Below are 24,185 nucleotides of genomic sequence, written 5' to 3'. Positions count from 1 at the left end.
ATATGGCGCGGGACCCCACAACGGCAATGGCCCCGCCGGTTCGCGACCCCAGGGCAGCCGGTTCCGGGCCTACCCGCCCGCGGCCCCGTCCAGGCGCCGCATGGCGGCCTCCAGGGCCGAGCCGGGCTCGACGATGTACGCCACGAGCAGCTGGTCCGGCTCCTCGGGCAGGCGTAACGCGCGGAAGTCCATGGAGAAGGGGCCGATGCTCTCGTGGTACAGGCGGTAGCCGCCGTGGGTCTTGTCCACCACGTCCTGGTCCTCCCATAACCGGCGGAAGTCGGGGCTCTCGTCCGACAGTTCGGTCACGAGCGCGGTCAGTTCCGTGTCGTCGGGACGCAGACCGATCTCCAGCCGCAGCCGCGCGATGACGTCGCGGGCCTTCGCCTCCCAGTCGCGGTACAGCCCGCGGGAGGCCGGGTCGAGGAAGACCAGCCGGGCCATGCTGCGGTCCCGTACCGGCACCGCTCCGAAGTCGCCGAACACCGAGGCGGCCAGCCGGTTCCACGCCAGCACGCGTGTCCTGCGGCCGACGACGTACGCCGGGGCCTGTGTCATGGAGTCCAGCAGCCGCTGGAGACCGGGCGCGGCCCGCTCGTCGCAGCGGTGTCCGTTGCGCCGGGCGGGGCGGGCGAGGTTGTGCAGATGGGCGCGTTCCACCTCGTCCAGGCGCAGCGCGCGGGCGATGGCGTCCAGGAGTTCGCCGGAGATCTTCTCATTGCGCCCCTGCTCCAGCCGTACGTAGTAGTCGACCCCGATGCCGGCGAGCCGCGCCAGTTCCTCGCGCCGCAGCCCGGGCACCCGGCGCCGGTCCCCGAAGGTCGGCAGGCCGACGTCCGAGGGGCGTATCCGCGCACGACGAGAACGGAGGAATGCCTTCAGCTCTGCCTGTCGGTCCACCTTCTCAGTGTCGGTCAAGGCGCCCTAGCACGGGAAGACGGCGACAACAAGGGGTCCACGGGCGTCCTCCCACCGGGGCGCCGCCGCGGGTGACGCTCACGTGGACCGCGACAAGAACGGGGGACACGGTGTTCAAGCCCGTATTCCGGAGTCGGCACACCACGGACTTCGCCTTGTACGAGCGTGCACTCAGGCTTGGATCCGTGCTGGTGAGGACGGTGGAGCTGCCGCCCCACCGGACGTGGCGGCTCCCCGGGAGGGAGGGCCTGCCGCGCCCCGACATGCACCAGTTGCTGGTGCCCCTGCGCGGGACGCGGCTGCGGGCGGCGTGGGACGGCTCGGCGAGCGTGTCGGTGGCGGGTGATCTGTATGTTCACGGCGTGTCGCCACCGCAGTCGGCCGCCTTCGAGGCGGTCGACGGGCGGGACCGGTGCGAGGCGGTGTCCGTCGCCTTCCCCGGCACCCTGCCACGGCTGCCCGTCGGCGGGATCGACCGGTTTCCGGGGCGGCGGATCGCGGGCGACAGGGGCGTCGGGCCACTGCTGACGGGGTTCCTCACCCAGGTCGTCGGGCATGCCGAGGAACTCCGGCCGTCCGATGCCCCCCGGCTGGGGAACGTACTGCTGGATCTGTTGTCGGCGTTCTTCGCGCAACTGCTGGAGTCCGAAGCGGCCCCCGAACCGGAGAGCGCCCGCCGATCCCTGACGCTGCGCATCGGCGCCTTCATCCAACAGCATCTGCACGACCCGGGCCTGAGCCCGGCCACCATCGCGGCCGGACACCACATCTCCGTCAGCCACCTGCACCGGCTCTTCCAGGAACACGGCTCCACGACCGTCTCCTCCTGGATCCGCCGGCAACGTCTGGAGGCCGCCCGCCGCGACCTCACCGACCCCCTGCTGCACACCACCCCCATCCATCGCATCGCCGCCCGCCGGGGATTCACCCATGCCGCCGTGTTCAGCCGCGCCTTCCGCGGCGCGTACGGGCTGCCGCCCAGGGACTACCGGCACCAGTCGCTCGCCGCGCCGGCCCCGGCGTCCTAGGCCCTGTCTCCCCGATCTCTGTGACGGTGACATCAGCGGCTGACGCCGCGGGGGCCGCGGCGTCAGGGGGCACCGCCCAGCGGTAGCTGGGAGGGGGCACCGCCCAGCGGTAGCTGGGGGAGCGTGCCAGGCGTCGCGGGCCCGCAGAGATCGGGGAGACAGGGCCTGGTCCCGGCAATTACCAGGTGACGGGCAGTTCGTGGACGCCGTAGATGAAGCCGTCGTGTTTGAAGGGGATGCGGTCCACGTCGGTCGCGAGCCGCAGGGTGGGGATGCGCCGGTAGAGGGTGCCGTAGACGACCTGGAGTTCGAGGCGGGCGAGCGGCTGGCCCAGGCAGTGGTGGACTCCGGTACCGAAGGCCACATGGCGCCGGGCGTCGCGGGCGATGTCCAGCTGGTCGGGGTCCGGGAAGACGGTGGCGTCGCGGTTGCCGAGATCGCTGGCGATGATCACGCCCTCGCCGGCCCGGATGACCTGGCCGCCGATCTCGATGTCGGCCAGCGCCACGCGCCGTCGGCCATTGTGCGCGATGGTGAGGTAGCGCAGCAGTTCCTCGACCGAGGAGGCGATCAGCTTGGGGTCGTCGGTCTCGCGGAGGCGTGCCAGCTGTTCGGGGTGCTGGAGCAGGGTGAAGGTGCCGAGGGCGATCATGTTGGCGGTGGTCTCGTGGCCACCGAGCAGCAGGAGCACGCCCATCAGGGCGGCGTCCTCGCGGGACAGCTCGCCCGCCTTGACGCGTGCGGCCACGGCGGACAGCAGGTCGTCCCCCGCGGATTCCATCTTCCTGCCCACCAGGTCGTCCAGATACCGGAAGAGCCTCTGGTGGGCCTCCAGGCGCTCATCGGGGGTGGCCGCCCGGCTGATCAGGGTCTTGCTGTTGGACTGGAAGAACGCGTGGTCCTCGTACGGCACGTCCAGCAGCTTGCAGATCACCAGGGAGGGCACCGGCAGCGCGAAGGCCTCGACCAGGTCGACGGGGTTGGGGCCGGCCAGCAGATCGTCGATGAAGCCGTCCACCATGTCCTGGACGAGGGGGCGCATCGCCTCGATTCGCTTGACGGTGAAGGCGCCGCTGACCATCCGGCGCAGCCGGGCGTGTTCGGGGTCGTCCATCGTGACGAAGCTGAGCTTGCCGCCCTTGCTCTCGGTGGCGTGCGGGAAGCCGGGGCTGTTCGGGTCGGCGCTGAGCCGGGGGTCGGTGGACAGCGCCTTCTGTTCGGCGTGGCGCGTCACCAGCCACGGTGTGCTGCCGTTCCACAGCCGCACCCTCGTCAGCGGGCCGTCGTCCTGGAGGGCGCGCAGCCCCTCCGGGGGGTCGAGGGGGCAGCGGGGCGGCCTGGCCATGGGGAACTCGGGGAGGTCGGCCGAGGCGTCTTGGGCCGTGTTCACCGGGGTGGACATGTCTCTCCGTCCTGAGAAGTCATCGTGTTCACTCGGTGTCGCTGAGCGAGATCGCGGCGGCGGGGCACACACTGGCCGCTTCCTTTACGGCGGTGTGCAGTTCGGCCGGGGGCTCCGCGTCGAGGAGGACGACGATGCCGTCCTCGTCGCGCTGGTCGAACACCTCCGGCGCGAGCAGCACGCACTGGCCCGCGCCGCAGCACTTCACATCGTCAACAGTGATCTTCATTGCCGTGTCTCCTCGGCCTGGCGGTGGTGGTGGGGGGATCAGAGGGCGGGCGGTCGCGTCACCAGCGCACCGGGACCTCGCGCAGCCGGCCGACGACCAGCCCCTCGACCCGGCGCAGCTCATCCGCGCCGGACGCCAGGTTGAGGGTGGGCAGGCGGCGCAGCAGTACGTCGAGCACGGCCTGGAGTTCGGTGCGGGCCAGGGGCTGCCCAAGGCAGGAGTGGGCGCCGGCGCCGAAGGCGAGGTGGGGGTTGGGGCTGCGGCCGGGGTCGAGCTCGCCGGCGCCCGCGAACGCGCTCTCGTCGCGGTTGGCCGCGGCCATGCTACAGATCACGGTGGTGCCGGAGGGGACCACTCCGCCGGCGATCTCGGCGTCCTCGTGGAGGTATCGGGGGATCCCGAAGCCGCCGTTGGGGTCGTAGCGGAGCACCTCCTCCACGGCCGTGCGGACCAGCGACCGGTCGGCGAGCAGCCGCTCCCAGTGGCGCCGGTCGGCCAGCAGCATGGCCACCATCTTCGCGATCATGCTTGCGGTGGTCTCGTGTCCGGCGACCAGCAGCGCCTGGGCGGTGGCCACGAGGGCGGCGTCGGACATCGGCGTGCCCTCGGCGTCGGTGGCGGCGATCAGCTCGCTGAGCAGGTCGTCACCGGGGTGTGCGCGCTTGCCGTCGACGAGCTGGGTGAGATACGCGGTGAACGCCGCCTGGGCGGCGTCGATCTCGGCCTCGGTGTACTCGGTGAGGCTGAGGGTGACATCGGACCAGTGGGCGAACGAGTCGCGCTCGCCCTCCGGGACGCCGAGCATGTCGCAGATCACCCACACCGGCAGCGGGAAGGCCAGGTGTGTGACGAGGTCCGCGGGTTGGCCGTGGGCCAGCATCTCGTCGATGAGCCGGTCGGCCATCGCCTCGATCGCGGGCCGCAGCGCGGCCATGCGCCTGGCGGTGAACCACTTGCCGACCGTCCGCCGCCACCGCTGGTGGCCCTCGGCGGCGAGGATGTTCGCCACCGGGCTGTTGAACAGCCCGCCCGACTCGGTGTCGATGATCCGGGCCGCGCCGGGCGCGTTCAGCTCCCGGGTGAACCTCGGGTCGGCCAGCACGCTTCTGACGTCCTCGTACCGCGTGACCAGCGAGGCCTCGTCCCCGCTTGGCAGGGTCACCGGCGCGACCGGGCACCGCTCCCGCAGCTCGGTCCACTCCGGGGGCGGCTCCAGGGCCGCGGGGGCGGGGATGGGGTAGTTCAGGGTCCGTTCGCCGCGCGCATCACTCACAACGGCCTCCTGCGTCAAGGGGCTTGGTGGCTCGGTACGTCCAGCCAACCGGAACGCCAACATTCAAGTCAAGCGCATGACTTAAAAACCGGCCGTCCCCGAGACCGCCCCGAACACACCGTCAGACGGCGGCGTGTTCGGAGCACAGGCAGCCGACGCCCTTGTCGATCCACTCCCGACCGGCCCACTCCGGGTGCCGCTCGATCATCAGCGCCCTGACCTCCTCGACGATCGTCTCCTCGCTCATGGCCGAGTCCCGGCGTACCCAGGTCTCGTCCCGCAGCAGTTCGAGGTAGTCGCGGACGTCGGCCAGCAGCCGCGGGCCGCCGATGTCACCATGGCCGGGAACCACCACCCGCGAGCCGGCGGCGGCCAGGCGTCGTATCACCTCGATCCAGTGGATGCCGGACACATCGGTGTCGTGAGGCGGGAACCAGGGGAAGATCGCGAACTGCCCGGTCTCCGCCAGGTCGCCGGTGAACATCACCTCCGCGTCCGGGACCGTGACCACCTGGTCGCCCTTGCTGTGCGCCCGGCCCGTGGCGCGCAGCCGGACCACCCGGCCGCCGAGATCGAGGTCGTACGAGGTGTCGTAGACGATGTCCGGGATGGCCAGTTCGACACCCTCCAGCTGCCGCGCCACCGGTTCACCGAGCCCCCGGAACATGCCGAGGTAGCCGGGGCCCTTGGTGGCCAGATCCTCGGCCTGCGCCTTGTTGACCAGGAATGTCGCCGCCCCGGTGAACGCCTGCGCGCCGAAGGCGTGCTCGGGGTGGAAGTGGGTCGTGGTCAGATACAGCGTGCGGCCGCCCGCGTAGTCGGCCGCGAATTTCAGCACGGTGCCGGCGTTGCCCGGGCCCATCCCGGTCTCGACGACCAGCACGGAGTGCGTACCGCCGATGACGCCGATGTTGGGCACCAGCTGTACGCCCCGGTTCGGGATCACCACCAGATCACGGGCGAGCTCCCGCGCGCCTTCGGTCTGCACCACGGGATCGGGCAGCGTGTATTCGGTCATGACACCGACTCCTTTCAGGTCCGTCCAGTCCAGCGCGGTGCGCCCGCGCGGTCCAAGACCCGTTCCGCACGCCCGATACCGTGCGGGTATCGTGGCCGGTGATGGACCTTCGCTCGCTGCGCTACTTCGTGGCCGTCGCCGAGGAACGCCACTTCGGGCGCGCCGCGGCCCGTCTGCACATGACCCAGCCGCCCCTGAGCCGGGCCGTCAAGCAGCTGGAGAGCGAGCTGGGCACACCGCTGCTGCACCGCTCCGCCACGGGGGTCACCCTCACCGCGGCCGGAAGCGCGCTCTACGACGAGGCGCGCACGCTGCTGGACCGGGCGGAGCAGGCGCGCGCCCGGGTCGCCGCCGCGGCGGGCGCCGCCACCATGACCATCGGCACGCTCGCCGACAGCGCCGAGCAGGCCGGAAACCGCTTGGTCGCGGCCTTCCGCCGGCGTCACCCCGATGTCCAGGTCGGCATCCGCGAAGCCGACTTCACCGACCCGACCACGGGCCTTCGGGCCGGTCTCGTCGATGTCGCGCTCACCCGGGCTCCGTTCGACGACACCGGGATCAGCACCCATGTGCTGCGCTCCGACCCGGTCGGGGTGGTGCTGCGCGCCGGGGACCCGCTCGCCCGCCACGCCACGGTGCGGCTGCGCGATCTCGCCGAGCGCCGGTGGTTCCGGCTGCCCGACGGCACCGATCCCCTCTGGTCCGCCTATTGGGCCGGCGCCACCTCCCCCGGTGAGCGCCGGGACGGGCCCGTGGTCCGCACGGCCCAGGAGTGTCTCCAGGCCGTCGCCTGGAACGGCACGGTCGGGGTGATGCCCCTCGGGCACACCCTGCCCGAGGGGCTCATCACCGTGCCGCTGGCCGACATGGCGCCCAGCCGTCTCGTGGTCGCCTGGAACACCGAGGGCGCCGATCCGCTCGTCCGCTCGTTCGTCCGCATCGCTGTGGCCCTCTACCGCTCGGCGGGCCCTACTGCCGGACGGTCTACGGCAGACGTATCGGCCTGAGCTCCTCGAAGCGGTCGCCCGGCCCCGGGTTGGCGGCGGTGGTCTTTCCGCCCAGCTGGCTCATCACGCCCCAGACGGCGTTCAGCCCGGTGGTCACCGCGCCGTCGGCCCAGCCGCCGGTCCAGAAGACATCGTCCCCGCACAGTTGAAGTGTTCTCCTCCCTTCGGCAAATCCCAGGAAGGAGATTCCCGCCTACCTTGCAGCGGCGGGCTTGACGCCGGGTGAGCGCCTGACGACTGCCCTCCCGGCAGCCGGGACGAGCGCGAGGCCCATCCGGTACAGGTGCAAGACGTTCCGGGCGGCGCTCCAGTCGGCGTTGCCCGACCAGCCGCAGCCGGGGTTCTTGCACACGAACACGGCCTGACTCTCCCGGCTGCCCGGCGTGAAGAAACCGCAGGCTGAGCAGCGCTGGGAGGTGCCAGGGGCGGGAACCTTGTGCAGGTGCCGCCGAAGCGGGCGGCCTTGTACGCCAGCATCGTCACCGTCCGGCCCCATGCCTCCTGGCTGATGGAGCGGTTCAGACCGGCCTTCTGCTTGACGTTCTTCCCCGGCTCCTCAATGGTGCCCCGGGCACTCTTGGTCATGTTCGCGATGTCCAGGTGTTCCACCACGATCACGCCGTACCTCCTGGCGATCTCGGTGGTGGTCCGGTGCTGCCAGTCGGTTGCCCGTCGCTTGGCTTTCGCTCGGAGCTTGCCGATCTGGTCGTATACCGCCCGCAGCCGGTTCGAGGACCGCTGTCCGGGCTCGCGGTGCTGCTTGAGACGGGCGGCCCACCGTTCCAGGCGGAGCAGCTTGACCTTCTCATCAGGGTTGAGCCACTTATCCCGGTCGGAGGTTCCGTCTGGAAGACGAGGCGGTCGCCCGTGGTCCTGGTGGTTGCCGTCCGAAAGGGCGAGGGGGATGTTCACCCCGGCATCAATGCCGACTTCCGGTCCCTGGTGGAAGGCGGGTGGGGACTCCCGAGTGGTGATACGGAAGGCGATGTGCCAGCCGAGCGCATCCTTCACGAGGCGGGCTCCGGTGATGCGGTTGTCGGTCTCCGCCTTCTTCCCTACGGGCAGGTCACGAGTCCAGCGGAAGCGGACACGGCCGACCTTGGGGATGTTGACCACGCCCCAGCGGCGGTGCACTCGGGTGATCTGCAAATCCCGCCCCTGCGGGATGTCCACGCTCATCACCGACCGGAAGCGGGCCTTGAAGTTCGGCTCCTGGGCTCGACCCTCCCAGCGGTTCTTCCATGCCTGGAAGTATGTCTTGAGTACCGCCTGCGCGGCCTGCGCAGGCAGGACACCGAGCCAGTCGATCTCCTTGCGAGCCTGCCGTATCGCCGCGTCGGCGGCGGCCAGTGTTCGCTTGTCCTTCGACAGCATGGTCCACCAGGCGTGCAGGCAGTTCCACATGGTGCGGGCCGCGTGCGCCTGGTCGTCGATGAGCCGGATCTCAGCAGAGCTAAGCACCAGCCGGGCACGGTGCCCGAACTGCCGTCTGTCCAGGCGGCGTTCCGAGGTCACGCAGTCACTATACCGTTCGACTTATGCCGTCATGTTGCGATGCAAATCCTGATATACACAAGCGCCGTCATGTTTGTCCCAGCTCGGCCGACACCGCCGCGCCGAACGCTCCCGCAACGGTCCCGTACAGCTGGCTGACGAACTTGCAAGCCACATCCAGGCAACGGGCCCTGACCTGAGGGCGCGCGGAGGGACCTTCCTGGTCGTTCGCCGATTCTCTGGCTCTTTCGGGACCACCCCGTCGCGCACTACCTGGCCGGAAAAGCTCAGGTGGACAGGCCCAGTTTGCGGCGCAGGCCCTGCGTCTTGGACTCGGCGCCGCGGGCGGCGCGGGCCCGCAGGGCCTTCAGATAGTTCTCGCGCGTCCGCATGATGTGTGACTTCAGGATCTCCTCGAGCTCGTCCGTCCGGCCCGCGGCGAAGATCTCGACGATCCGCTGGTGCTCGTCGAAGGAGCGCATGGGTTCCGTGGCGGCGAGAAAGGTGAGGTGGACGCGGAGGGCCGAGACACGGGCCAGGCTCATCTGGTAGGCGTCGCTCAGATAGCGGTTGCCGCACTGGGCGAAGAACGCCTCGTGGAAGGCCGTGTCGGCGGTGTTGTAGGCCTTGGTGTTGTTGTCCGCCAGGGCCTCGGTCATGGTGGCGACGGCCGTGCGCATGGTGGCGAGGGCGGCCCCGGGGTTGCGTTCGAGGGCCAGCTGGGCGGCGCGGACCTCCAGGGTGGTGCGGTATTCGCACAGCTCGAAGATCTCGTCCTCGGTGGGCTGGAAGACATACGTGCCCGACTTCGGCACGACCTCGACCAGCCCCTGGAGCTGGAGCATCCGCAGCGCCTCGCGCACCGGGGTGCGGCTCACTCCGAGGGCGGAGGCGAGTCCGTCCTCGGAGAGTGCCTCGCCCAGGTCGAAGTCGCCGTCCACGATCGCCGCGCGGAGACGCCGGGCCACGTCGGAGGCCAGCGACGAGGACTTTCTGCCGCTCGTCGTGTGTGCCATGCCCCTCCCAGCGCTCACCGCAACTCCGTCCCGCAGATCTCCCAAACGCTACCGTATCGCCGGATCCGGCCCGGCCAGTGGCGTGGCGGGGCTGACCTCGTGGTTGACGAGATAGGTGGGCAGCCGCCCCTGGGCGACGTCCACCACGTTGCGGGCCGTCTTCGTCCGGATCTCGATCTCGGAGTCCTCCGAGTACCAGGCGGTGTGCGGGGAGAGGACCACGTTCTCGCAGCGGGCCAACGGGTGGTCGGGGCCGATGGGTTCATCGGCGAACACGTCCAGCCCGGCGCCCGCGATCCGCCCGGTCTCCAGGACCTCGATGAGCGCGTCCTGGTCCACGACCGGTCCGCGTGCCGTGTTCACCAGGCAGGCGGTGGGCTTCATGGCGGCGAACTGCGCGCGCCCGATCATCCCTTCGGTCTCCGCGGTCAGTGGGGCGTGCACGGACACCACGTCGGACTCGCGGCAGAGGGTGTCCAGATCCACCAGCCGGACGCCGAGCGCCGCCGCGTGGGAGGGGTCGGCGAACGGGTCGTGGGCGAGGACCGCCATCCCGAAGCCGGCCAGCTTCTCGGCGAGCAGCCGCGGGATGCGGCCGAACCCGACCAGCCCGAGCGTGCGCCCGCGCAGCCGCCGCAGTGGCCCCGCCACGGTGTAGTCCCAGGTGCCCCGGCGGATCGCGGCGTCGTAGCGGTGCAGCCCCCGGGCGAGGGTGAGGATCTGGGCCGCGGCGTGGTCGGACACCTCCTCCAGGGAGCCGTCCGGCACATTGGCGACGGCGATGCCCGCCTTGGTGGCGGCCGGGACGTCGATGGTGTTGAGCCCGATGCCGTAGCGGGAGATCACCCGGCAGCGGGTGAGGCTCCTGATCACCTTGGCCGTGACGGGGGCGTACTGGTTGATGACGGCGTCGGCGTCGGCGCAGACCTCGATCAGCTCGTCCTCAGTGGTGGCCTGGGCCGGTACGAGGGTGAGCCCCGCCGCCTCCAGGACCTGCCGCTCGGGCTCGAGGTCGGCGAATTCGTAGTCGGTGACGACCACTGTGAACATGGCGGCGATCAGCTCCCGTAGCGATGGTCGAGGTCCTGGTGGAAGCCGAGATCGACGAGGTCGCTGAACTCGGCGTAGGTGTGCTGGGCCGGGCCGCCCGCGGGGGTCCCGGCCGCCCGCAGGTGGTCCAGGGCGTCGGCGACCGCGCGGGTGGCGGTGAACAGCGCCGTGACCGCGTAGAACACCATCGAGAAGCCCATGTCGGCCAGGTCGGAGGCGGTCAGCCGGGTGGTCTCGTTACCGTCCACGATGGACACCACCTTGGGGCCCTCGATGGCCTTGGCGACCGCCTCCACCTCCTCGATCCGCTTGATGCCGTCGACGAACACCAGGTCGGCGCCGGCGTCCTGGTAGCGGCGGGCGCGGCGTACCGCCTCCTCGACCCCGGCGGCGGGGAGCGCGTCGGTGCGTCCGATGACGAGCAGGTCGTCCGCGCCACGGGCATCGACGGCGCAGGCGAGCCGGGCGGCGCTCTCGTCCTCGGGCATCAGCCGGATGCCACTCATCTGGCCGCACCGCTTGGGGGCCACCTGGTCCTCGAGGTGGATGGCCGCCACCCCGGCCTGGATGTACTCCCGTACGGTGCGGTGGATGTTGGACGGGCCGCCGTATCCGGTGTCGGCGTCCGCGATGACCGGGATGGACACCGCGCGGGTCATGTTGCGGGCGTGTTCGGTCATCTCGGTCTGGCTGAGCAGCCCGATGTCGGGCGTGCCCAGGCGGCTGGCCGTGGCTCCGAAGCCCGTCATGTAGACGGCCGGGAACCCGGCGGCCTGGACGAGGCGGGCCGTGACGGAGTCGGGCGCGCCCGGGGCCAGGACGATGCCGGGGCCGTCCAGGAGGGACGCGAGCGACGTGGCGGCTGACAACGGTCGGCTCCTTGTGTTGCGGGACGTTGCGGGTGGGTGGCGGGGGGTGTCAGCGGGTGGTGGCGGGCGCTTCGGCCGCGGGCGCCGGCTCGGCTCCCGGTTCGGCTCCCGCCTCGGTTCCGGCGCCCGGCTGCCGGGCCGGGCTGCGCCACAGGAGGATTAGCACGGTCGAGACCACCAGGGACACGACGGGGATCAGCAGGCCCGCGGTGACGGTGGAGCCGTCGGTCTCCTTGCCGACGAGGTACGGGCCGATGAACCCGCCGAGGTTGCCGATGGAGTTGATGGTGGCGATGCCGACGGCGACATGGGTCTTGGAGATGCTGTCGGTGGTCAGCGACCAGAACGGCGGGAGCCAGGCGAAGGCCCCGACCCCGGTCACCGCGAGCGCGACCACCGCGGGCCCGGGGTGGTCGCGCAGCGCGATCACGCCGGCGAGGCCCACCGCCGCGAGGGCGAGCGGCACGGCGACCAGGTACTTGCGCTCGCGGACCCGCTTCGACAGCCGCGCGTTGATCAGCAGCGCGATCGCGGCGCAGATATAGGGGATGGCCGCGACGAAGCCGATGTTCGTGGCCGAGTAGTCGGGGTTGATCTGCTTGATGATCAGCGGCAGGAAGAGGTTGAACCCGTAGGTGCCGATGGCGAGCGCCAGATGGGTGGCGGCCAGGTGCAGCACCCGTCGGTTCTTCAGGGCGGTGAGCTGGGCCCGTACGCCCTCGTCGTGGCCGGTGCCCTGCTCGCTCTCCAGCGAGGTGTTCAGCCAGTCGCGGTCGGCGAGGTCGAGCCAGCGGGCGGTCGCCGGGGAGTTGGGGAGGAAGACGAAGGTCACGACGGCCATCAGGATCGCGGGCACGCCGGTCAGGATGAACAGCCAGCGCCAGCCGGGCAGCCCGAGCCAGCCGGTGTGGTCCAGGATCAGGCCGCCGAGGAGCCCGCCGAAGATGAACGAGATGGGCTGGGCCAGCACCAGCCAGCCGAGCGCGACGGCCCGGTCGCCGGAGCGGAACCAGGTGGTCAGGTAGACGATGATGCCGGGGAAGAAACCGGCCTCCGCGACGCCGAGCAGAAAGCGCATCACGTACAGCATCTGCACGTTGGTGGTGAACCCGGTGATCACCGTGATGATCCCCCAGGTCGCCATGATGCGGGCGAGCCAGGCGCGGGCGCCGAAGCGGCGCAGCAGCAGATTGCTGGGCACCTCGAAGAAGAAGTAGGCGATGAAGAAGATCGAGGCGGCGAAGCCGTATGCCGCGGCCTTGATGCCCAGATCCTCGCCCATGCCCAGCTGGGCGAAGCCGATGTTGGTGCGGTCGATGTACGCGATGACGTAGCCGACGGCGATGAGCGGAAGGATCCGCCACGAGATGCGCGAGACGGCTGCCCGTGCCCCGGCCTCGTCCAGCGTCGTGGTGGTGGTCCCGCTTGGTGCGTGTGTCATGTGCTTCCTCGATCTGGCGGGGATGAGGGGCGGCTCAGCTCATGATCAGGCCGCCGTCGATATTGACGGCCTGGCCGGTCATGTAGTCGGAATCGGGTGAGCAGAGGTAGAGGGCGAGGCCCGCGACGTCATCCGGCGTCTGCGGGCGGCCCAGGGGGACGGCGGCGGTACGGCGCTTCCACGCCTCGCCCTCGCTCCAGCCCTCGGCGGCGGCCCACTCCTGGTCGATCTGGCGCCACATGTCGGTCTCGACGAGGCCGGGGCAGATGGCGTTGACGGTGATGTCCGGGGCCAGCGCGTAGGCCGCGGTCTGGGTGAGGCTGATGACCGACGCCTTGCTGGCGCGGTAGTGGGGGGTGAGGGGGGCCATCGGGCCGGCGCCGTACCGTCCGGCGATCGACGACATGGTGATGATCTTGCCGCGGGGGCGGTTGGCGGCCAGGGGTTCCTGGGCGCGCATCCGTGCGGCGGCGGCCTGCATGGTCAGGAAGGTCCCCTTCACATTGACCGCGAAGGTGGCGTCCCAGTCCTCCTCGGTGATCTCCGGGAAGGGCTTGACCTGCACGATTCCCGCGTTGCAGACCATGACGTCGAGCCGCCCGAGCCCGCCGGCGGTGCGCCGGACCATCTCGGCGCAGTCGGCGGCGCGGGTCACATCGCCGGGTACGGCGAGCGCGGGCCGGCCGAGCGCGGCCACTTCGGCGCGTACGGCTTCGGCGCGGGCGGCGTCGCGGTCGATGACGGCCAGGTGCGCGCCCGCCGAGGCGAGCCGCAGTGCGATCGACCGTCCGATGCCGCGCCCGGCACCGGTGACCGCGATACAGAGACCACTGAGGTCTGCCACTCTCGTCCCTTTCGTCGAGGTGTCCGGCCGCGTCAGCCGGGCCGTTCGAGCTGGGACACTAGAGAAACGAGAACTGGGATACAAGACTTGTGTACTAGATAATTTCGGAGTCGTCCCCGGTCAGGCGGGGGGCCCAGCCGCCCATGGGGCGTCCGGAACGGCCCGGCGAAGGCTCAAACCCGTGGCACCGGGGGTGTTCTGACGTCCACTCAGCAAGCGGCGTCCGGGGCGGCCCGGCCCGATGAGCAACCCGGCGAGAAAGACACGACGAAAGAACGCATGATGGAACTGCCGAAGCAGCCGCCGACCACCACTGCCCGCCGCATCACTCGTACCGCGAAGCGCACCCCGAAGGAGACGAGCCGATGACGACATGGACGAACGACGAGCTCAGCAGGATCGAGACGTCGGACGAACTCCAGATGGCACCGCTCCGGGGCGACGGAACAGCGCGCCCGGCGGTGCCGATCTGGGTCGTCCGGGACGGTGACGACCTCTACGTCCGCTCCTACCGGGGCAGCGGCGGCACCTGGTACCGCGCTGCCCAGTCCAGCCACGCGGGCCACATCCGCTCCGGCGGCGTCGACAAGGACGTCACCCTCACCGAGGAGACCGACCCCGGCCTCAACGACCGGCTCGACGCCGCGTACCGCTCCAAGTACAGCCGCTACAGCGCCACCTATGTCACCCCCATGGTGGCGGACACGGCGCGCGCCACGACGCTCAAGCTCATGCCACGCTGATCACACCCCGCCGTCGGTGTGTCAGTGGCCGCGCGGCGCGGCGACGCTGTCGCGTACCACGATGTGGGTGCCGAGCAGATGGTGGGCGCCCGCGGCGTGTTCGGGGTCGCGCAGGGCGATGCGCACGGCGGCGCGGCCGAGTTCCTCGGCGGGGGTGCGGACGGTGGTCAGCGGGGGGTTGAAGTCCTCGGCGAGCGGGATGTCGTTGTAGCCGACGACGGAGATGTCGTCGGGGACCCGCAACCCCGCCTCGGCGATGGCGCGCAGCGCCCCTGCGGCCACCATGTCGTCCCCGGCGAACACGGCCGTGAACCCGGCCCCGTCGCGGAGGAGTTCGGCCATCGCGCGGTGCCCGGCGGCGCGGCCCAGGCCGCAGTCGACGACGTGTGCGGCCTCGGGCGGCAGCCCGTGCTGTGCGAGGGCGGCCCGGTAGCCGGCGACCCGTGCGTCGAGGGCCGTGTTGCCGGGCAGCCCGCCGAGGAACACGATCCGGCGGTGGCCCGCGGAGAGCAGATGTCCGGTGATGGCATGGGCGCCGGCCTCGTTGTCGAACTCCACGACGAGCGCGGGGATGTCCGGGCCGGGCGCGGGCCGCCCGCACAGCACCAGCCGGGCCCCCGCGGCGTCGAGGGCCTGCGCGTAGTGGGTCACCCGCTCGCGGTAGGCGTCGTCCTCGACCACCCCGCCCACCAGGATCACCAGCCGGGCGCCCTCCTCCCGCATCAGCTGGACGAACTCCAGCTCGCGCTCCGGGTCGCCGCCCGTGGTGCCCACCAGGCACAGCCACCCGCGCCCGGCCGCCTCCGCCTCCACGCCCTCGGCGACCTGTGCGTAGAAGGGGCTGGTGACCTGGCGCAGCACGACGGCCACCATCTTGCGGCCGCCGCCCACCAGGGCCCGGGCGTGGGCGTTGGCGACATAGTCCAGGGCCCGTGCCGCGCGCAGGACCCGGGTGCGGGTGGCCGGCGGGACCGGGTAGTTCCCGCTCAGCACGCGCGAGACCGTGGCCACGGACACGCCCGCCCGCTCCGCCACCTCGCGGATCGTGACCCGCCCCTTCGCCGCCATCCCGCTCCCCGCTCTCTTCGCCTCGTACGTGTCCGCGGCCATTCTGTCCCGCCGATCGGCCGGACGGCCCATCGGACGGCATCGGCCCAGGGTCCGGCTACGCATGGCGACGAGCCGGGGTGGACCGCCGGACACCGTCCTCCCACGAATCACTGGAAAAGACGACGATTACCCCATCCACCTCACAACCGAAATGGCCTATTTCGCGCTTCTTGACGTGAAGGGTCACCAATACGATGGCGCAGATCATCAATCGGGGGAGAAGTGTGTTGCGTGAGCGATCGCCATACCAGCTGCTCCATCCCGGTGAAACGACCGGTGATGATGAAGCCACCTGGAGCTGTTCTTCTGTTGCCCCGGGCACCCTGAACCGCTGGGCCACCTCGATCGGCCCCGGCCGGTGCAAGATCTATTCAGACCGGACCGTGACCGCGAATGGCTACCGCTGCTGAAGCGTGCCGCAGGAGACCGTGGTCAGGCAATTTCCCGCGACGTATGCGTGGGCTACCGGGCGGCCGTGGTGCGGGGCAAAGGCCGCGCCGGACATTTTCTTGACGTGAAAGGAACAGAGGCGAGGAGGGGGCGTGCAGCCTGAACGTGTGTCGGAACTCGCGGACCTGTTATCGCGCGCACGCAGTGCCAGAGCAGGCATGGGCAATGCCGTCCTGGTCCGGTCCGTCTCGGGAATGCACTGTTCCGCACTACTCGGCGAGGTGGCCGAACGCGTGCGGCGCTTGGGCAGCGTAATCCTGAGCCTGTCGTGTTCTCCTTCGGACGCTCACCGTCAGTTCGCCGTCGTCCGCCGGCTCAGGGCCGCCTCGCTCAAGGTCGCCGGCAGGGATGAAAGCATCGAGGGCGAGGAACCGCTCAACGGGATACCCGAAGGCACCGGCCCGTTCGACCATCAGCTCTTCGAAGCCCTGTGGGAAGGCTTCACGCAGGGCGCCCGCCGGCATCCGCTGGTCGTCATCGTCGATCACATCCAGTGGATGGACGAAACCTCGCTGCGCTGTTTCGGCTTTCTGATGCGCCACCTGAACAACCTGCCGGTCTTGCTGATCCTGGCTTACCGTACGGACGAAACCCCGGTCGACCGCACGCTGATCGACGACATGACCAAGTGCGACCGATGCCAGTCCCTCACCCTCAGCCCGCTCTCCTCGCACAGCGTGCGCGACGTGGTCGAGACCGCCTATTCCGGGCAGGGCTGCGATAACGAGTTCGTGCAGGCCTGTGCCGACGCCACCCACGGACATCCCTCCCGCCTGGAGAAGCTGCTGGCGTCCCTGACCGCCGAATTCGTGCCCCCTCGGGCGTCACAGGTCGAGCGGGTGCGGCGATGCGGTGAACGGCTCCAGGCCGAGGCCGCCGCCGACCGACTGCTGCGCCAGCCCGCCAACCTCCAAGAGGTCGCCGAGGTCGCCGCGGTGCTCGGCGAAGAAGGCGATTGCGCGGTGATCGCAGACATGCTCAACCTGTACGGGGACACGATCTGGGGACTCACCGCGGAGCTGACCCGGGTGGGGGTCTTTCGTGCGACGGGCACCCCCGAGCGGTACCGCTTCAGCAATGCCGAGCTCAGGAAGTTGATTCACCGGGACATGCCCGCCGATGCGCGGCGCGCGCTGCACATGCGGGCCGCCCGGCGGCTGAACGATCTGGGGGCGCCGCTGCCGCAGGTCGCCGAGCACCTGTTGCAGGCCGACGTAGCCGAGGACGCGTGGGCGTGCGGTGTCCTGAAGAATGCCGCGGATGACGCCCTGAAGGCAGGCGACCCCAAGACATGTGCCGAGTACGCGTGGCGTGTGCTCCGGGACTGGATTCCGGAGGAGGAACGCGCTGAGGTGCTCTGGCTGCTGGGCCGCGCCGAGGTGCTCTTCGCGCCCGCGGCCGCCGACCGCCATCTCGACGAAGCGGTCCGCCTCTTCTCCGATCCGGAGCGCCAGGCGGCGGCGATCGTGGAACGCGCCTACGCACGGGTCCTGCGGCAGGGCAGTGCCGAGTCGGCTCTGCGTCCTCCTCGCACCGTGCTCGCCCATGTCGACGAAAAGGCGTTCGCCGAGCTCGCCGATACGGAACTGAGTCTGAGCCTGCAGTCCCTGACCAGTACGGTCCCTGCCGAGGGAAGGGCGCCGGCCCTGGAGGCGCTCGACCGTCCCGCCCCGAGCCACACACTCGGCGTCACCCCCGGCGAGCGGGGGCTGCTGGCAGCCATCGCCGGCGATCTCGCCTGCAAGTCCGAGCCCCGCGACGTCCCGCTTGAGCTGGTGCAGCGGGCGCTGGCGGGCGAGCGGCCCGCTGACAGCGCTTCGATGGTGCTGCTGCTGCGATGTATCACCGTACTGACGTGGGCAGGGCATCTGCGTGAGGCCCAGCGCTGGGCCGATCACATGCTGACCAGAGCGCTGGACCAGGACGCCCTCTTCCCCCGGGTGATCGCTCATTGCCGGCGCGCCGAGATCGCGGTGCGGATGGGAGATCTGCCCCTGGCGCTCACCGAGGCCGAGTGGGCGCTGACCCTCACCACTGCCCATCATGAGGTGAAGAGCTGCCATGCCGTCGCGGTGACCGAGGTCGCCAGGGTGCGCGGGGCCATGGGGCACTACGAGGAGTCCGTCGGCCTCCTGCAAGGACTCCACGACCTGCCCGCAAGCGCCCTGGGCATTCGGGGTGTGTTCCGCCTGCACTCGGGTGACCTCCGGGGCGCACTCGCCGACCTGATGGAGTGCGGGCACCGGCTGGAGGCCCTGGAGATCGTCAACCCCGCTCTGAGCGCCTGGCGCAGCTTCGCCGCGCTGGCGTGGAAGCGGCTTGGAAACGACGCGGAGGCCCGTCGGCTTGCGGAGACGGAGGTTGAACTGGCCCGGCGCTGGGGCAATCCCGCGGTCATCGGCCAGTCGTTGCGCTCGCTGGGGGAAGTGAGCTCGGGGGCGGCGGCGGAGCGCGCGCTCACCGAGTCCGTGTGCCTGCTCGAGCAGACCGACGCCCGGCTCCAGCTGGCGCTTTCACTCGTCGCGGCGGGCCAGGCGCAGGGGCGCAACGGTTCTCTCGCACATGCCCGGCAAGCGCTGCACAGGGGAATGCTGCTCGCCGAGGAGTCGGGCGCGCAGTGGCTCACCGCCGAGGCGCACAAATCGCTGCTCGCCTCGGGGGGACGGCTTCGGCGCATCCCGGTGTCCGGGCTCCCGGCCCTCACCCCGGCCGAGCGTCGCATCGCCATACACGCTGCCCGGGGGAGAACCAACAAGAGCATCGCCGATCTGCTGCACATCACCCCGCGCACCGTTGAGGTCCATCTCACCCATATCTACAGCAAATTGTCCATACCTGGACGGGACGCCCTGCCCAACGCCCTGGGCGCGGTGTTGCGTCACGAGTGCTGAGGCCTGCACCCGGTCCTGACGGCATGCGGTTCCGGGCCTACCGGCGCCCCACCACGGCGAACCCCAGCAGCAGGACGAAGCCGTCACCGGCCACGAAGCTCTGCCAGGCGGTCATCGCCCGGAGATACGCCGTCATACTGACCGCGCCCCGCTCGACCAGCGGCAGCAGCCGCTCCGGGGACAATTGCGGCGCCAGGGCCGCAAGCCCCACTTCGTCGCTGGTGTAGGCGAACGGTCGCACGGTCACGTCCGCGTAGCCGGCGTCCCTGAGCACGCGGGGCAGTCGCCGGGCGATCAGCCGGTCCCCTCCGGCCGAGGACTGCGCCGCACCGAGTGCACGGTACGCCTCTTGGGACAAACCCGACAGGTCGGGCTCCGCCGCCCCCCACAACCCGGCATCGATGTCGATCACGGCAAGGTGCCCGCCCGGCCGCAGGACCCGGCGCAGCTCCCGTGCCGCGGCGACCGGCTCCCGCAGGTGCTGGAAGACGTACCGCGACAGCACCAGGTCGAACGTCGCATCCGCGAAAGGCGTGTCGCCGATGTCGCCCAGGAACAGCTCCGGTCCCGCTCCGGCTGCCCCGCGAGCGCGCGCCCGGTCCAGGAGTCCGGGGTGCACGTCAAGACCGACGACTCGGGATCCCGGCAGCGCGGCGCTCAGTTCGGCGGTCACCGCGCCGTTTCCGCAGCCTGCGTCCAGCACCGCCCCACCGCCGGGGGGCGCCAGGGGCTCGAGGATTCGCCACTCGTGATCCCAGGTCAGCGCGGCCTGGCGGTCCAAGCGCTCAACCTCCTGCTCGAATCCGCCCAGTTCCCTTTCGGGGCGGTAGCTGCGAGCGCCTGGCGTCACCGGCTGTCCCGCCTCACCCATGGCACCGCTCCACCTGCATCAGCAGACCGTCACGCGGACGCAAGGTGACCAGCGCCTCGGGGACGACCGTGGTGCCGGGTGCCCGGGTCAGCCGGAGCCGCTGCAGGACGACCGTGAGGACGAGCATCGCCTCCGTCGTGGCGAAGGCCTGCCCGATGCAGACCCGGGGGCCACCGCCGAATGGCAGGTACGAGTGGCCCGCTCGGCTGTGCCGGCGCTCGGGCCGGTACTCCTCGGGCGCCTCCCAGTACTCCGGATGCCGGTGCAGCGTCCAGGGGCTGATGCACACCAGCGTGCCGGCGGGGATTCGGAGCCCGCCGAGGAGGTCGTCGTGCACTGCGAGCCGGGAGATCAGCCACACCGGCGGGAACAGGCGGATGGCCTCGTCGAGACACTGCCTGGTGTAGACCAGATCGGGCAGGTCCGCGGCGGTCGGCAGCCGGGCACCCACGACCCGGTCGATCTCGGCACGAACCCGCCCTGCGTGCTCGGGGTAGCGGTCGAGCAGGTGGAGCGTCCAGCTGAGGGCCTTCGCGGTGGTCTCGTGACCCGCCATGACCATGGTCAGGACCTGGTCGTGCAACTCCTGGTCGGAGAGGGCGTCGCCGTGCTCGTCCCGGGCGCCCAGCATCGCGTCCAGCAGGTCCCCGGGGTGCCCATGGGGGCCGGTCAGCCGCCGGGCCCCGATCATGGTGCCGACCACCCTGTCCAGGAAGCTCTTCGCGCCCGAGTACGCCCGGAGCCGGGCCCGGAAGTCCTCGTCCTCGGGCGGGGTCCCGTCGAAGTGCCCGATGAACCGGTTGATGTCGTCGACCGCCTGCCCGAAACCGCGGCCGCCCGCCGTCAGTTCGGAGCCGAGCAGCGCGGAGGCCACCACCCGCAGGGTGAGTGCCGTGAAGTCGTGGTCCACCCGGACGGCATCGCCCCGGTCGGCCGCCCCGCCCCAGGCAGTGGCCAGGTCGAGAGCCGCCTCGACCATCAAGCCGTCGAACGACTCGACCGCCACGCGCCGGAAGGACGGCGCGCACAGCCGCCGCTGCCGTTCCCACTGCGCGCCGTTGCTGGTGAGCAGCCCCTTTCCGAGCAGAGGGGTCAGCATGAAGTCGTCCGGCGTCCCGGCCTTGGTGTAGTTGGTGTAGTTGTCCTTCAGGATGTGCCGGGCCAATTCCGGCGTATTGGCGAACCACACAGTCTGGCCGCGGGTGCGATGGCTACAGAGGTCGCCATATTCGTTGACCAGGTCCTGGAGAAAGGTGAGCGGATCCGCGCGTATGCCGGCCAGTTCCAGGTCCTCCGCCGGCCCTGGGGGGCGGTCGTCGGAGCCGGCCGTCGGGATGGCGTCGGACATGGAGGGGCGGGGCATGACGAGTCTCCTTCGGAACGGGCGGGCCGCGGGGCAGCAGTGGATCAGGACATCTGCCGCTGGACGAGGCGGTAGAACATGCCGCCCTTGTCCTTCAGCAGTTCGTCCGGGCTGCCGGCCTGCACGAGCCGGCCGGCGTCCAGAACCAGCACCCGGTCGGCCCGCATCACCGTCGACAGCCGGTGGGCGATCACGACGCGGCTCGCGTTCAGCCGCCGCATGCTCTGCGTGACGATCTCCTGGGTGCGGTTGTCCAGCGCGCTGGTGGCCTCGTCGAAGAAGAGGATGCGGGGCCGGCCGATCAGCGCCCGGGCGATCATGAGCCGCTGTCGCTGGCCGGCCGACAGCGTCGTCGCCCCTTCGGAAAGGACGGTATGCATGCCCATCGGCATCCGTCCGAGATCTTCGTCGAGTCCGGCCATCTCGGCGGCCTCCCACGCTTCGTCGAGCGAGTAGTTGCCCATGCCGCAGATGTTGGACAGGACGCTGCCGGCGAACAGGTTTCCGTTCTGGAGCACGACACCGCACTGTCGGCGGACGGCCGTCACGTCGAGCGACGACAGGTCCATGCCGTCGTACAGGACCGCTCCGGTGGTGGGCTCGTCGAAACCGATGAGCAGCCTGAGCAGCGTCGACTTCCCGCACCCCGTCGGACCCACGATGGCGACGAACTCTCCGGGCCGCGCCTGGAAGCTGACATCGTGCAGCACCGGCGGCTGGTCGTCGTGATAGCGGAAACTGACGTTGGTGACCTCGATCTCGCCGTACAGGTCGCCGGGCGACTCCTTGGCGGCCGACACCTCCGGCACCTCGGAGATCACCGGTTGCAGGCCGTCGAAGAGCGGTATCACGGCTGACGCCATGGTGACGCTCCCGGTGACCTGTACACAGGCCGCCAGCATCATGCCGTAGGCACTGTTGAACGTCAGGAAGTCGCTGACGGAGAGCTGGTGACTCGCCGGGCCGCCGACGAGCGCGAACAGCAGCAGCGAACACAAGAGCAGGTACCCGGAGTTGAAGACCGTGACCACGTTCTGCAAGCGGCGTGCGCGGGACGACAGCCTCCGGGACTGGGCGAATCCCAGGGCCCAGTGGGAGTACGCCCGGTCCTCCGCCACGGCGACGCGCAGCTTGGACAGACCGCCGAGCATCTGGAAGAGGGTTCCGGCCAGTTTGTGATCATGCTCGGTCAGCCGCTGCTGCCATTTGGTCTGTTTGATTCCCGCGGCCAGGCAGACCCCGCCGCCGGCGAGTGCCAGGGCCAGCGCCATCAAGGCCAGTGGGACGCTGTAGAAGAACAGCAGACTCAGGTTGGTGACGAACAGCAGGCAGCCCAGCACCACCTGGTTGGTGATGCCGGACAGCACATCCCGGATGGTGCTCACGCCCATCGCGGAATTGCTCAGCTCTCCGGTGGAGACCTTGGTGAAGAACGCGGTGGGAAGCCGCAGGAGCCGGTCCCACACCGCGGCTTGCGCCCGCCCCTCGAAGCGCCCTTCCAACCGCAGCAGCGACAGGTTCTGGACCGCCGACAAGACCGCCGAGAACAGGGCCGCGGTGAACAGAACCACGCACACCTGCGTCACGGGCCCCCGATCGGCACGGGGCACCAGGACGCCGAGCACTTTGCCGGTGAGCACCGGAACCAGCAGTCCCAGCAGTGCCGCGGCCAGCCCGAGTCCGACCATCACCCCCGCGTCCCGCGCGCTGCCGCGCAGACCGAAACGGACCAGGGCGCCCCGGCTCAGGGGTTCGTCCGGCAGCGGTGGGTAGAACATCCACGCGGTGTTCTCCAGCCGTGCGGCGTAGGCACGGCCGACCCTCACGCCATTGCCGCCGGGCTCCCGGGCCTCGTACCGGCCCCGCCGCCAGATCAGCGCCACCGGAGTGCGCTTGGTGACGGTGTCGTCCGACGGGCCCCCCGGTCCTTCGGTGGTATCCGGACCGAGGTGGGCGAACAGCGGCCCCAGGTCCGTTCGCCACCATCTGCCGTCCAGACGGATCTGCCGGGTTCGGAAACGTGAGGACACCGCGATCCGCTCCACGGGGCCCAGCCGCGCGTCGGATGCCTCCGAAGTGGAGGCGCGGGTGATTTCGACGCCCGAGGCCTGCCCGACGATGCGGGCCACCGCCAGATAGGCGTCCTGGTCGGACGGGTCGAAGTCGCCGTCCCCCGACGACCCGAACGGGTCGAGCACAGCTGCCAGAGCGCGTGAGGAGCGCTGCAGCGTATCGGCGTCCAGTTTCCGGCGCTGCCTCATCTCGTGGCGGGCCGTGGACCGCCGGCTGATCATCCGATCGGTCAGCCGTCGCATGAGAAGTCGCTGCTGGGACAGGACTTCGTGGGCGAAGCCCGGGTCGGCCATGACCTCCGCGGTGCGCAGTACGCCCACCACCGCGCCCTGCGGGGAGCGCACCCAGTCCGCCTCGGTGACCAGGAACCGTTTCGTGATGCCCCGGCCGGGCCAGCCCAATGTGGCGAACGGGTCGGAGGTGGACGGCGGGGACGGCGGGGATGGCACGGGCGGTGGGGGCGGTGGTGGCGGCGGTAGGGATGGCTTGGTGGAAGCGGGCCGGGAGCGTGCATCGGCCTCGTTGACGTCGGTCAGCGCCAGTCCGACGGAACCCTGGAGCACCTGGATCCAGACCGCGCCGTCGACCGAGCGTGCCATGGACCCGGCCGGCAGCCGGGTGCGGCGCGAAGGTCGGGACACTCCGTCGGCGCTGTCCGTTTCCAGCGGGACGAATTCCCGCGGCGGCAACTCGGTCCGCACGGCGTCGGCCAGTGCCACGAACCCGGCGTCCAGTCCGGCCGCCAGTTGCGCCGCCAGCCGGCTTCCCGGCCTGCGCGCGGCGGAGAGCGCGTCGACCAGCGTGCAGTCGCGCACGGCTCCGCCGGGCAGCGGTTTGCCGACCAGGATCGGCCCGTCCGACCGGCCGCCGCACAGTACGGTGCCGGTCCCGACGCGGCACAAGAAGGTCCAGCGTCCGCTGTCCTCCTCGCTGACGGCGAAGAGGTCCAGCATGCCCTCGGTGACGAACGACAGCCGCCCGGGGTCGTCCAGCGCGAAGACGCCTTCTCTCCGAGCACCGAGGATCCCGGCGAGCTCGGAGAAATCCATCGCTTCCGAGCCGGACCAGATCGGGAAGTGGGATGTGGTCACTGCC

The 24,185-nt window shown here is 70.5% G+C and carries 19 protein-coding genes and 2 pseudogenes; 5 read left to right on the top strand and 16 right to left on the bottom strand.

The features are described from left to right. Positions 1 to 69: 69 nt before the first annotated feature. Entirely contained in the window at positions 70 to 900 is an 831-nt protein-coding gene (locus tag ACH4S9_RS35190; protein ID WP_385345852.1) for a helix-turn-helix domain-containing protein, read from the bottom strand. A gap of 203 nt (positions 901 to 1,103) precedes the next feature. Between ACH4S9_RS35190 and ACH4S9_RS35185 the strand changes: the two genes are divergently transcribed. Continuing rightward, a complete protein-coding gene (locus ACH4S9_RS35185; protein ID WP_385345854.1) occupies positions 1,104 to 1,946 on the top strand; it encodes an AraC family transcriptional regulator in 843 nt (280 codons plus the stop codon). A 178-nt stretch (positions 1,947 to 2,124) separates the two neighbouring features. Here ACH4S9_RS35185 and ACH4S9_RS35180 read toward each other — a convergent pair whose 3' ends face one another. The 4 genes from ACH4S9_RS35180 to ACH4S9_RS35165 form a co-directional block, all read right to left on the bottom strand. Then, complete coding sequence (locus ACH4S9_RS35180) at positions 2,125 to 3,348, bottom strand: cytochrome P450 (RefSeq protein WP_398375614.1); 1,224 nt, start codon at positions 3,346 to 3,348, stop codon at positions 2,125 to 2,127. Positions 3,349 to 3,376: 28 nt separating this feature from the next. After that, a complete protein-coding gene (locus ACH4S9_RS35175) occupies positions 3,377 to 3,577 on the bottom strand; it encodes a ferredoxin (protein ID WP_311730489.1) in 201 nt (66 codons plus the stop codon). 58 nt (positions 3,578 to 3,635) lie between these two features. Further along, positions 3,636 to 4,850, bottom strand: coding sequence for a cytochrome P450 (locus ACH4S9_RS35170; RefSeq protein ID WP_398375612.1), 1,215 nt, complete (start codon positions 4,848 to 4,850; stop codon positions 3,636 to 3,638). Between the two features lie 121 nt (positions 4,851 to 4,971). Next, entirely contained in the window at positions 4,972 to 5,868 is an 897-nt protein-coding gene (locus ACH4S9_RS35165) for an MBL fold metallo-hydrolase (RefSeq protein ID WP_398375611.1), read from the bottom strand. 101 nt (positions 5,869 to 5,969) lie between these two features. Here ACH4S9_RS35165 and ACH4S9_RS35160 point away from each other — a divergent pair, with 101 nt between their 5' ends. After that, the gene (locus tag ACH4S9_RS35160) at positions 5,970 to 6,875 is read left to right on the top strand and encodes a LysR family transcriptional regulator (RefSeq protein ID WP_398375609.1); all 906 of its coding nucleotides are present in this window, start codon (positions 5,970 to 5,972) and stop codon (positions 6,873 to 6,875) included. On the opposite strand, the pseudogene ACH4S9_RS35155 reads toward ACH4S9_RS35160, so the two are convergent. The 7 genes and pseudogenes from ACH4S9_RS35155 to ACH4S9_RS35125 all read right to left on the bottom strand — a co-directional run. Continuing rightward, positions 6,853 to 7,035 (bottom strand): annotated as a pseudogene (locus ACH4S9_RS35155) (amine oxidase); the annotation flags it as partial. The gene ACH4S9_RS35160 and the pseudogene ACH4S9_RS35155 sit on opposite strands and share 23 nt — an antisense overlap. Before the next feature lie 33 nt (positions 7,036 to 7,068). Beyond that, positions 7,069 to 8,339, bottom strand: a pseudogene (locus ACH4S9_RS35150) (RNA-guided endonuclease InsQ/TnpB family protein). Positions 8,340 to 8,656: 317 nt separating this feature from the next. Beyond that, positions 8,657 to 9,385, bottom strand: coding sequence for a GntR family transcriptional regulator (locus ACH4S9_RS35145; RefSeq protein ID WP_311730494.1), 729 nt, complete (start codon positions 9,383 to 9,385; stop codon positions 8,657 to 8,659). Between the two features lie 48 nt (positions 9,386 to 9,433). Next, positions 9,434 to 10,435, bottom strand: coding sequence for a C-terminal binding protein (locus ACH4S9_RS35140; protein WP_398375608.1), 1,002 nt, complete (start codon positions 10,433 to 10,435; stop codon positions 9,434 to 9,436). 8 nt (positions 10,436 to 10,443) lie between these two features. Beyond that, positions 10,444 to 11,304 (bottom strand): isocitrate lyase/PEP mutase family protein, encoded by an 861-nt coding sequence (locus tag ACH4S9_RS35135; RefSeq protein WP_311730496.1) that lies wholly within the window; start codon positions 11,302 to 11,304, stop codon positions 10,444 to 10,446. 49 nt (positions 11,305 to 11,353) lie between these two features. Beyond that, positions 11,354 to 12,745 (bottom strand): MFS transporter, encoded by a 1,392-nt coding sequence (locus ACH4S9_RS35130; RefSeq protein WP_398375606.1) that lies wholly within the window; start codon positions 12,743 to 12,745, stop codon positions 11,354 to 11,356. 34 nt (positions 12,746 to 12,779) lie between these two features. Further along, positions 12,780 to 13,589 carry an SDR family NAD(P)-dependent oxidoreductase gene (locus ACH4S9_RS35125; protein WP_398375605.1) on the bottom strand — a complete coding sequence of 270 codons (810 nt, stop codon included), beginning with the start codon at positions 13,587 to 13,589 and terminating at the stop codon, positions 12,780 to 12,782. A gap of 365 nt (positions 13,590 to 13,954) precedes the next feature. Here ACH4S9_RS35125 and ACH4S9_RS35120 point away from each other — a divergent pair, with 365 nt between their 5' ends. Further along, positions 13,955 to 14,332, top strand: a complete 378-nt coding sequence (locus ACH4S9_RS35120) for a DUF2255 family protein (protein WP_385345870.1) — start codon at positions 13,955 to 13,957, stop codon at positions 14,330 to 14,332. Between the two features lie 21 nt (positions 14,333 to 14,353). Here ACH4S9_RS35120 and ACH4S9_RS35115 read toward each other — a convergent pair whose 3' ends face one another. After that, positions 14,354 to 15,400 carry a LacI family DNA-binding transcriptional regulator gene (locus tag ACH4S9_RS35115; protein WP_358847866.1) on the bottom strand — a complete coding sequence of 349 codons (1,047 nt, stop codon included), beginning with the start codon at positions 15,398 to 15,400 and terminating at the stop codon, positions 14,354 to 14,356. 236 nt (positions 15,401 to 15,636) lie between these two features. Here ACH4S9_RS35115 and ACH4S9_RS35110 point away from each other — a divergent pair, with 236 nt between their 5' ends. Further along, positions 15,637 to 15,852, top strand: a complete 216-nt coding sequence (locus tag ACH4S9_RS35110; RefSeq protein WP_385345872.1) for a hypothetical protein — start codon at positions 15,637 to 15,639, stop codon at positions 15,850 to 15,852. Between the two features lie 132 nt (positions 15,853 to 15,984). Then, positions 15,985 to 18,783: an AAA family ATPase gene (locus tag ACH4S9_RS35105; RefSeq protein ID WP_398375602.1), complete on the top strand. Its 2,799-nt coding sequence runs from the start codon at positions 15,985 to 15,987 to the stop codon at positions 18,781 to 18,783. Between the two features lie 37 nt (positions 18,784 to 18,820). Here ACH4S9_RS35105 and ACH4S9_RS35100 read toward each other — a convergent pair whose 3' ends face one another. From ACH4S9_RS35100 to ACH4S9_RS35090, 3 genes are read right to left on the bottom strand one after another with little or no spacing between them, the layout of a single operon-like run. After that, entirely contained in the window at positions 18,821 to 19,654 is an 834-nt protein-coding gene (locus ACH4S9_RS35100) for a class I SAM-dependent methyltransferase (protein ID WP_385345876.1), read from the bottom strand. Next, a complete protein-coding gene (locus tag ACH4S9_RS35095; RefSeq protein WP_398375600.1) occupies positions 19,647 to 21,017 on the bottom strand; it encodes a cytochrome P450 in 1,371 nt (456 codons plus the stop codon). Before ACH4S9_RS35095 ends, ACH4S9_RS35100 begins: the two co-directional genes overlap by 8 nt. Positions 21,018 to 21,061: 44 nt before the next feature. Further along, positions 21,062 to 24,181: an NHLP bacteriocin export ABC transporter permease/ATPase subunit gene (locus ACH4S9_RS35090; protein WP_398375598.1), complete on the bottom strand. Its 3,120-nt coding sequence runs from the start codon at positions 24,179 to 24,181 to the stop codon at positions 21,062 to 21,064. Positions 24,182 to 24,185 lie beyond the last annotated feature (4 nt).

The organism is Streptomyces sp. NPDC021225 (assembly GCF_044332865.1).
Classification (GTDB): domain Bacteria; phylum Actinomycetota; class Actinomycetes; order Streptomycetales; family Streptomycetaceae; genus Streptomyces.
The sequence above is the reverse complement of the archived record's forward strand: the minus strand, read 5'-3'. Positions and strand labels throughout refer to the sequence as shown.

Coding starts and splice junctions, on each gene's coding strand:
- ACH4S9_RS35180 (WP_398375614.1), bottom strand. CDS start 3,348: ATGTCCACCCCGGTGAACACGGCCCAAGACGCCTCGGCCGACCTCCCC.
- ACH4S9_RS35175 (WP_311730489.1), bottom strand. CDS start 3,577: ATGAAGATCACTGTTGACGATGTGAAGTGCTGCGGCGCGGGCCAGTGC.
- ACH4S9_RS35165 (WP_398375611.1), bottom strand. CDS start 5,868: ATGACCGAATACACGCTGCCCGATCCCGTGGTGCAGACCGAAGGCGCG.
- ACH4S9_RS35160 (WP_398375609.1), top strand. CDS start 5,970: ATGGACCTTCGCTCGCTGCGCTACTTCGTGGCCGTCGCCGAGGAACGC.
- ACH4S9_RS35145 (WP_311730494.1), bottom strand. CDS start 9,385: ATGGCACACACGACGAGCGGCAGAAAGTCCTCGTCGCTGGCCTCCGAC.
- ACH4S9_RS35140 (WP_398375608.1), bottom strand. CDS start 10,435: ATGTTCACAGTGGTCGTCACCGACTACGAATTCGCCGACCTCGAGCCC.
- ACH4S9_RS35130 (WP_398375606.1), bottom strand. CDS start 12,745: ATGACACACGCACCAAGCGGGACCACCACCACGACGCTGGACGAGGCC.
- ACH4S9_RS35120 (WP_385345870.1), top strand. CDS start 13,955: ATGACGACATGGACGAACGACGAGCTCAGCAGGATCGAGACGTCGGAC.
- ACH4S9_RS35115 (WP_358847866.1), bottom strand. CDS start 15,400: ATGGCGGCGAAGGGGCGGGTCACGATCCGCGAGGTGGCGGAGCGGGCG.
- ACH4S9_RS35110 (WP_385345872.1), top strand. CDS start 15,637: ATGGCGCAGATCATCAATCGGGGGAGAAGTGTGTTGCGTGAGCGATCG.
- ACH4S9_RS35100 (WP_385345876.1), bottom strand. CDS start 19,654: ATGGGTGAGGCGGGACAGCCGGTGACGCCAGGCGCTCGCAGCTACCGC.
- ACH4S9_RS35095 (WP_398375600.1), bottom strand. CDS start 21,017: ATGCCCCGCCCCTCCATGTCCGACGCCATCCCGACGGCCGGCTCCGAC.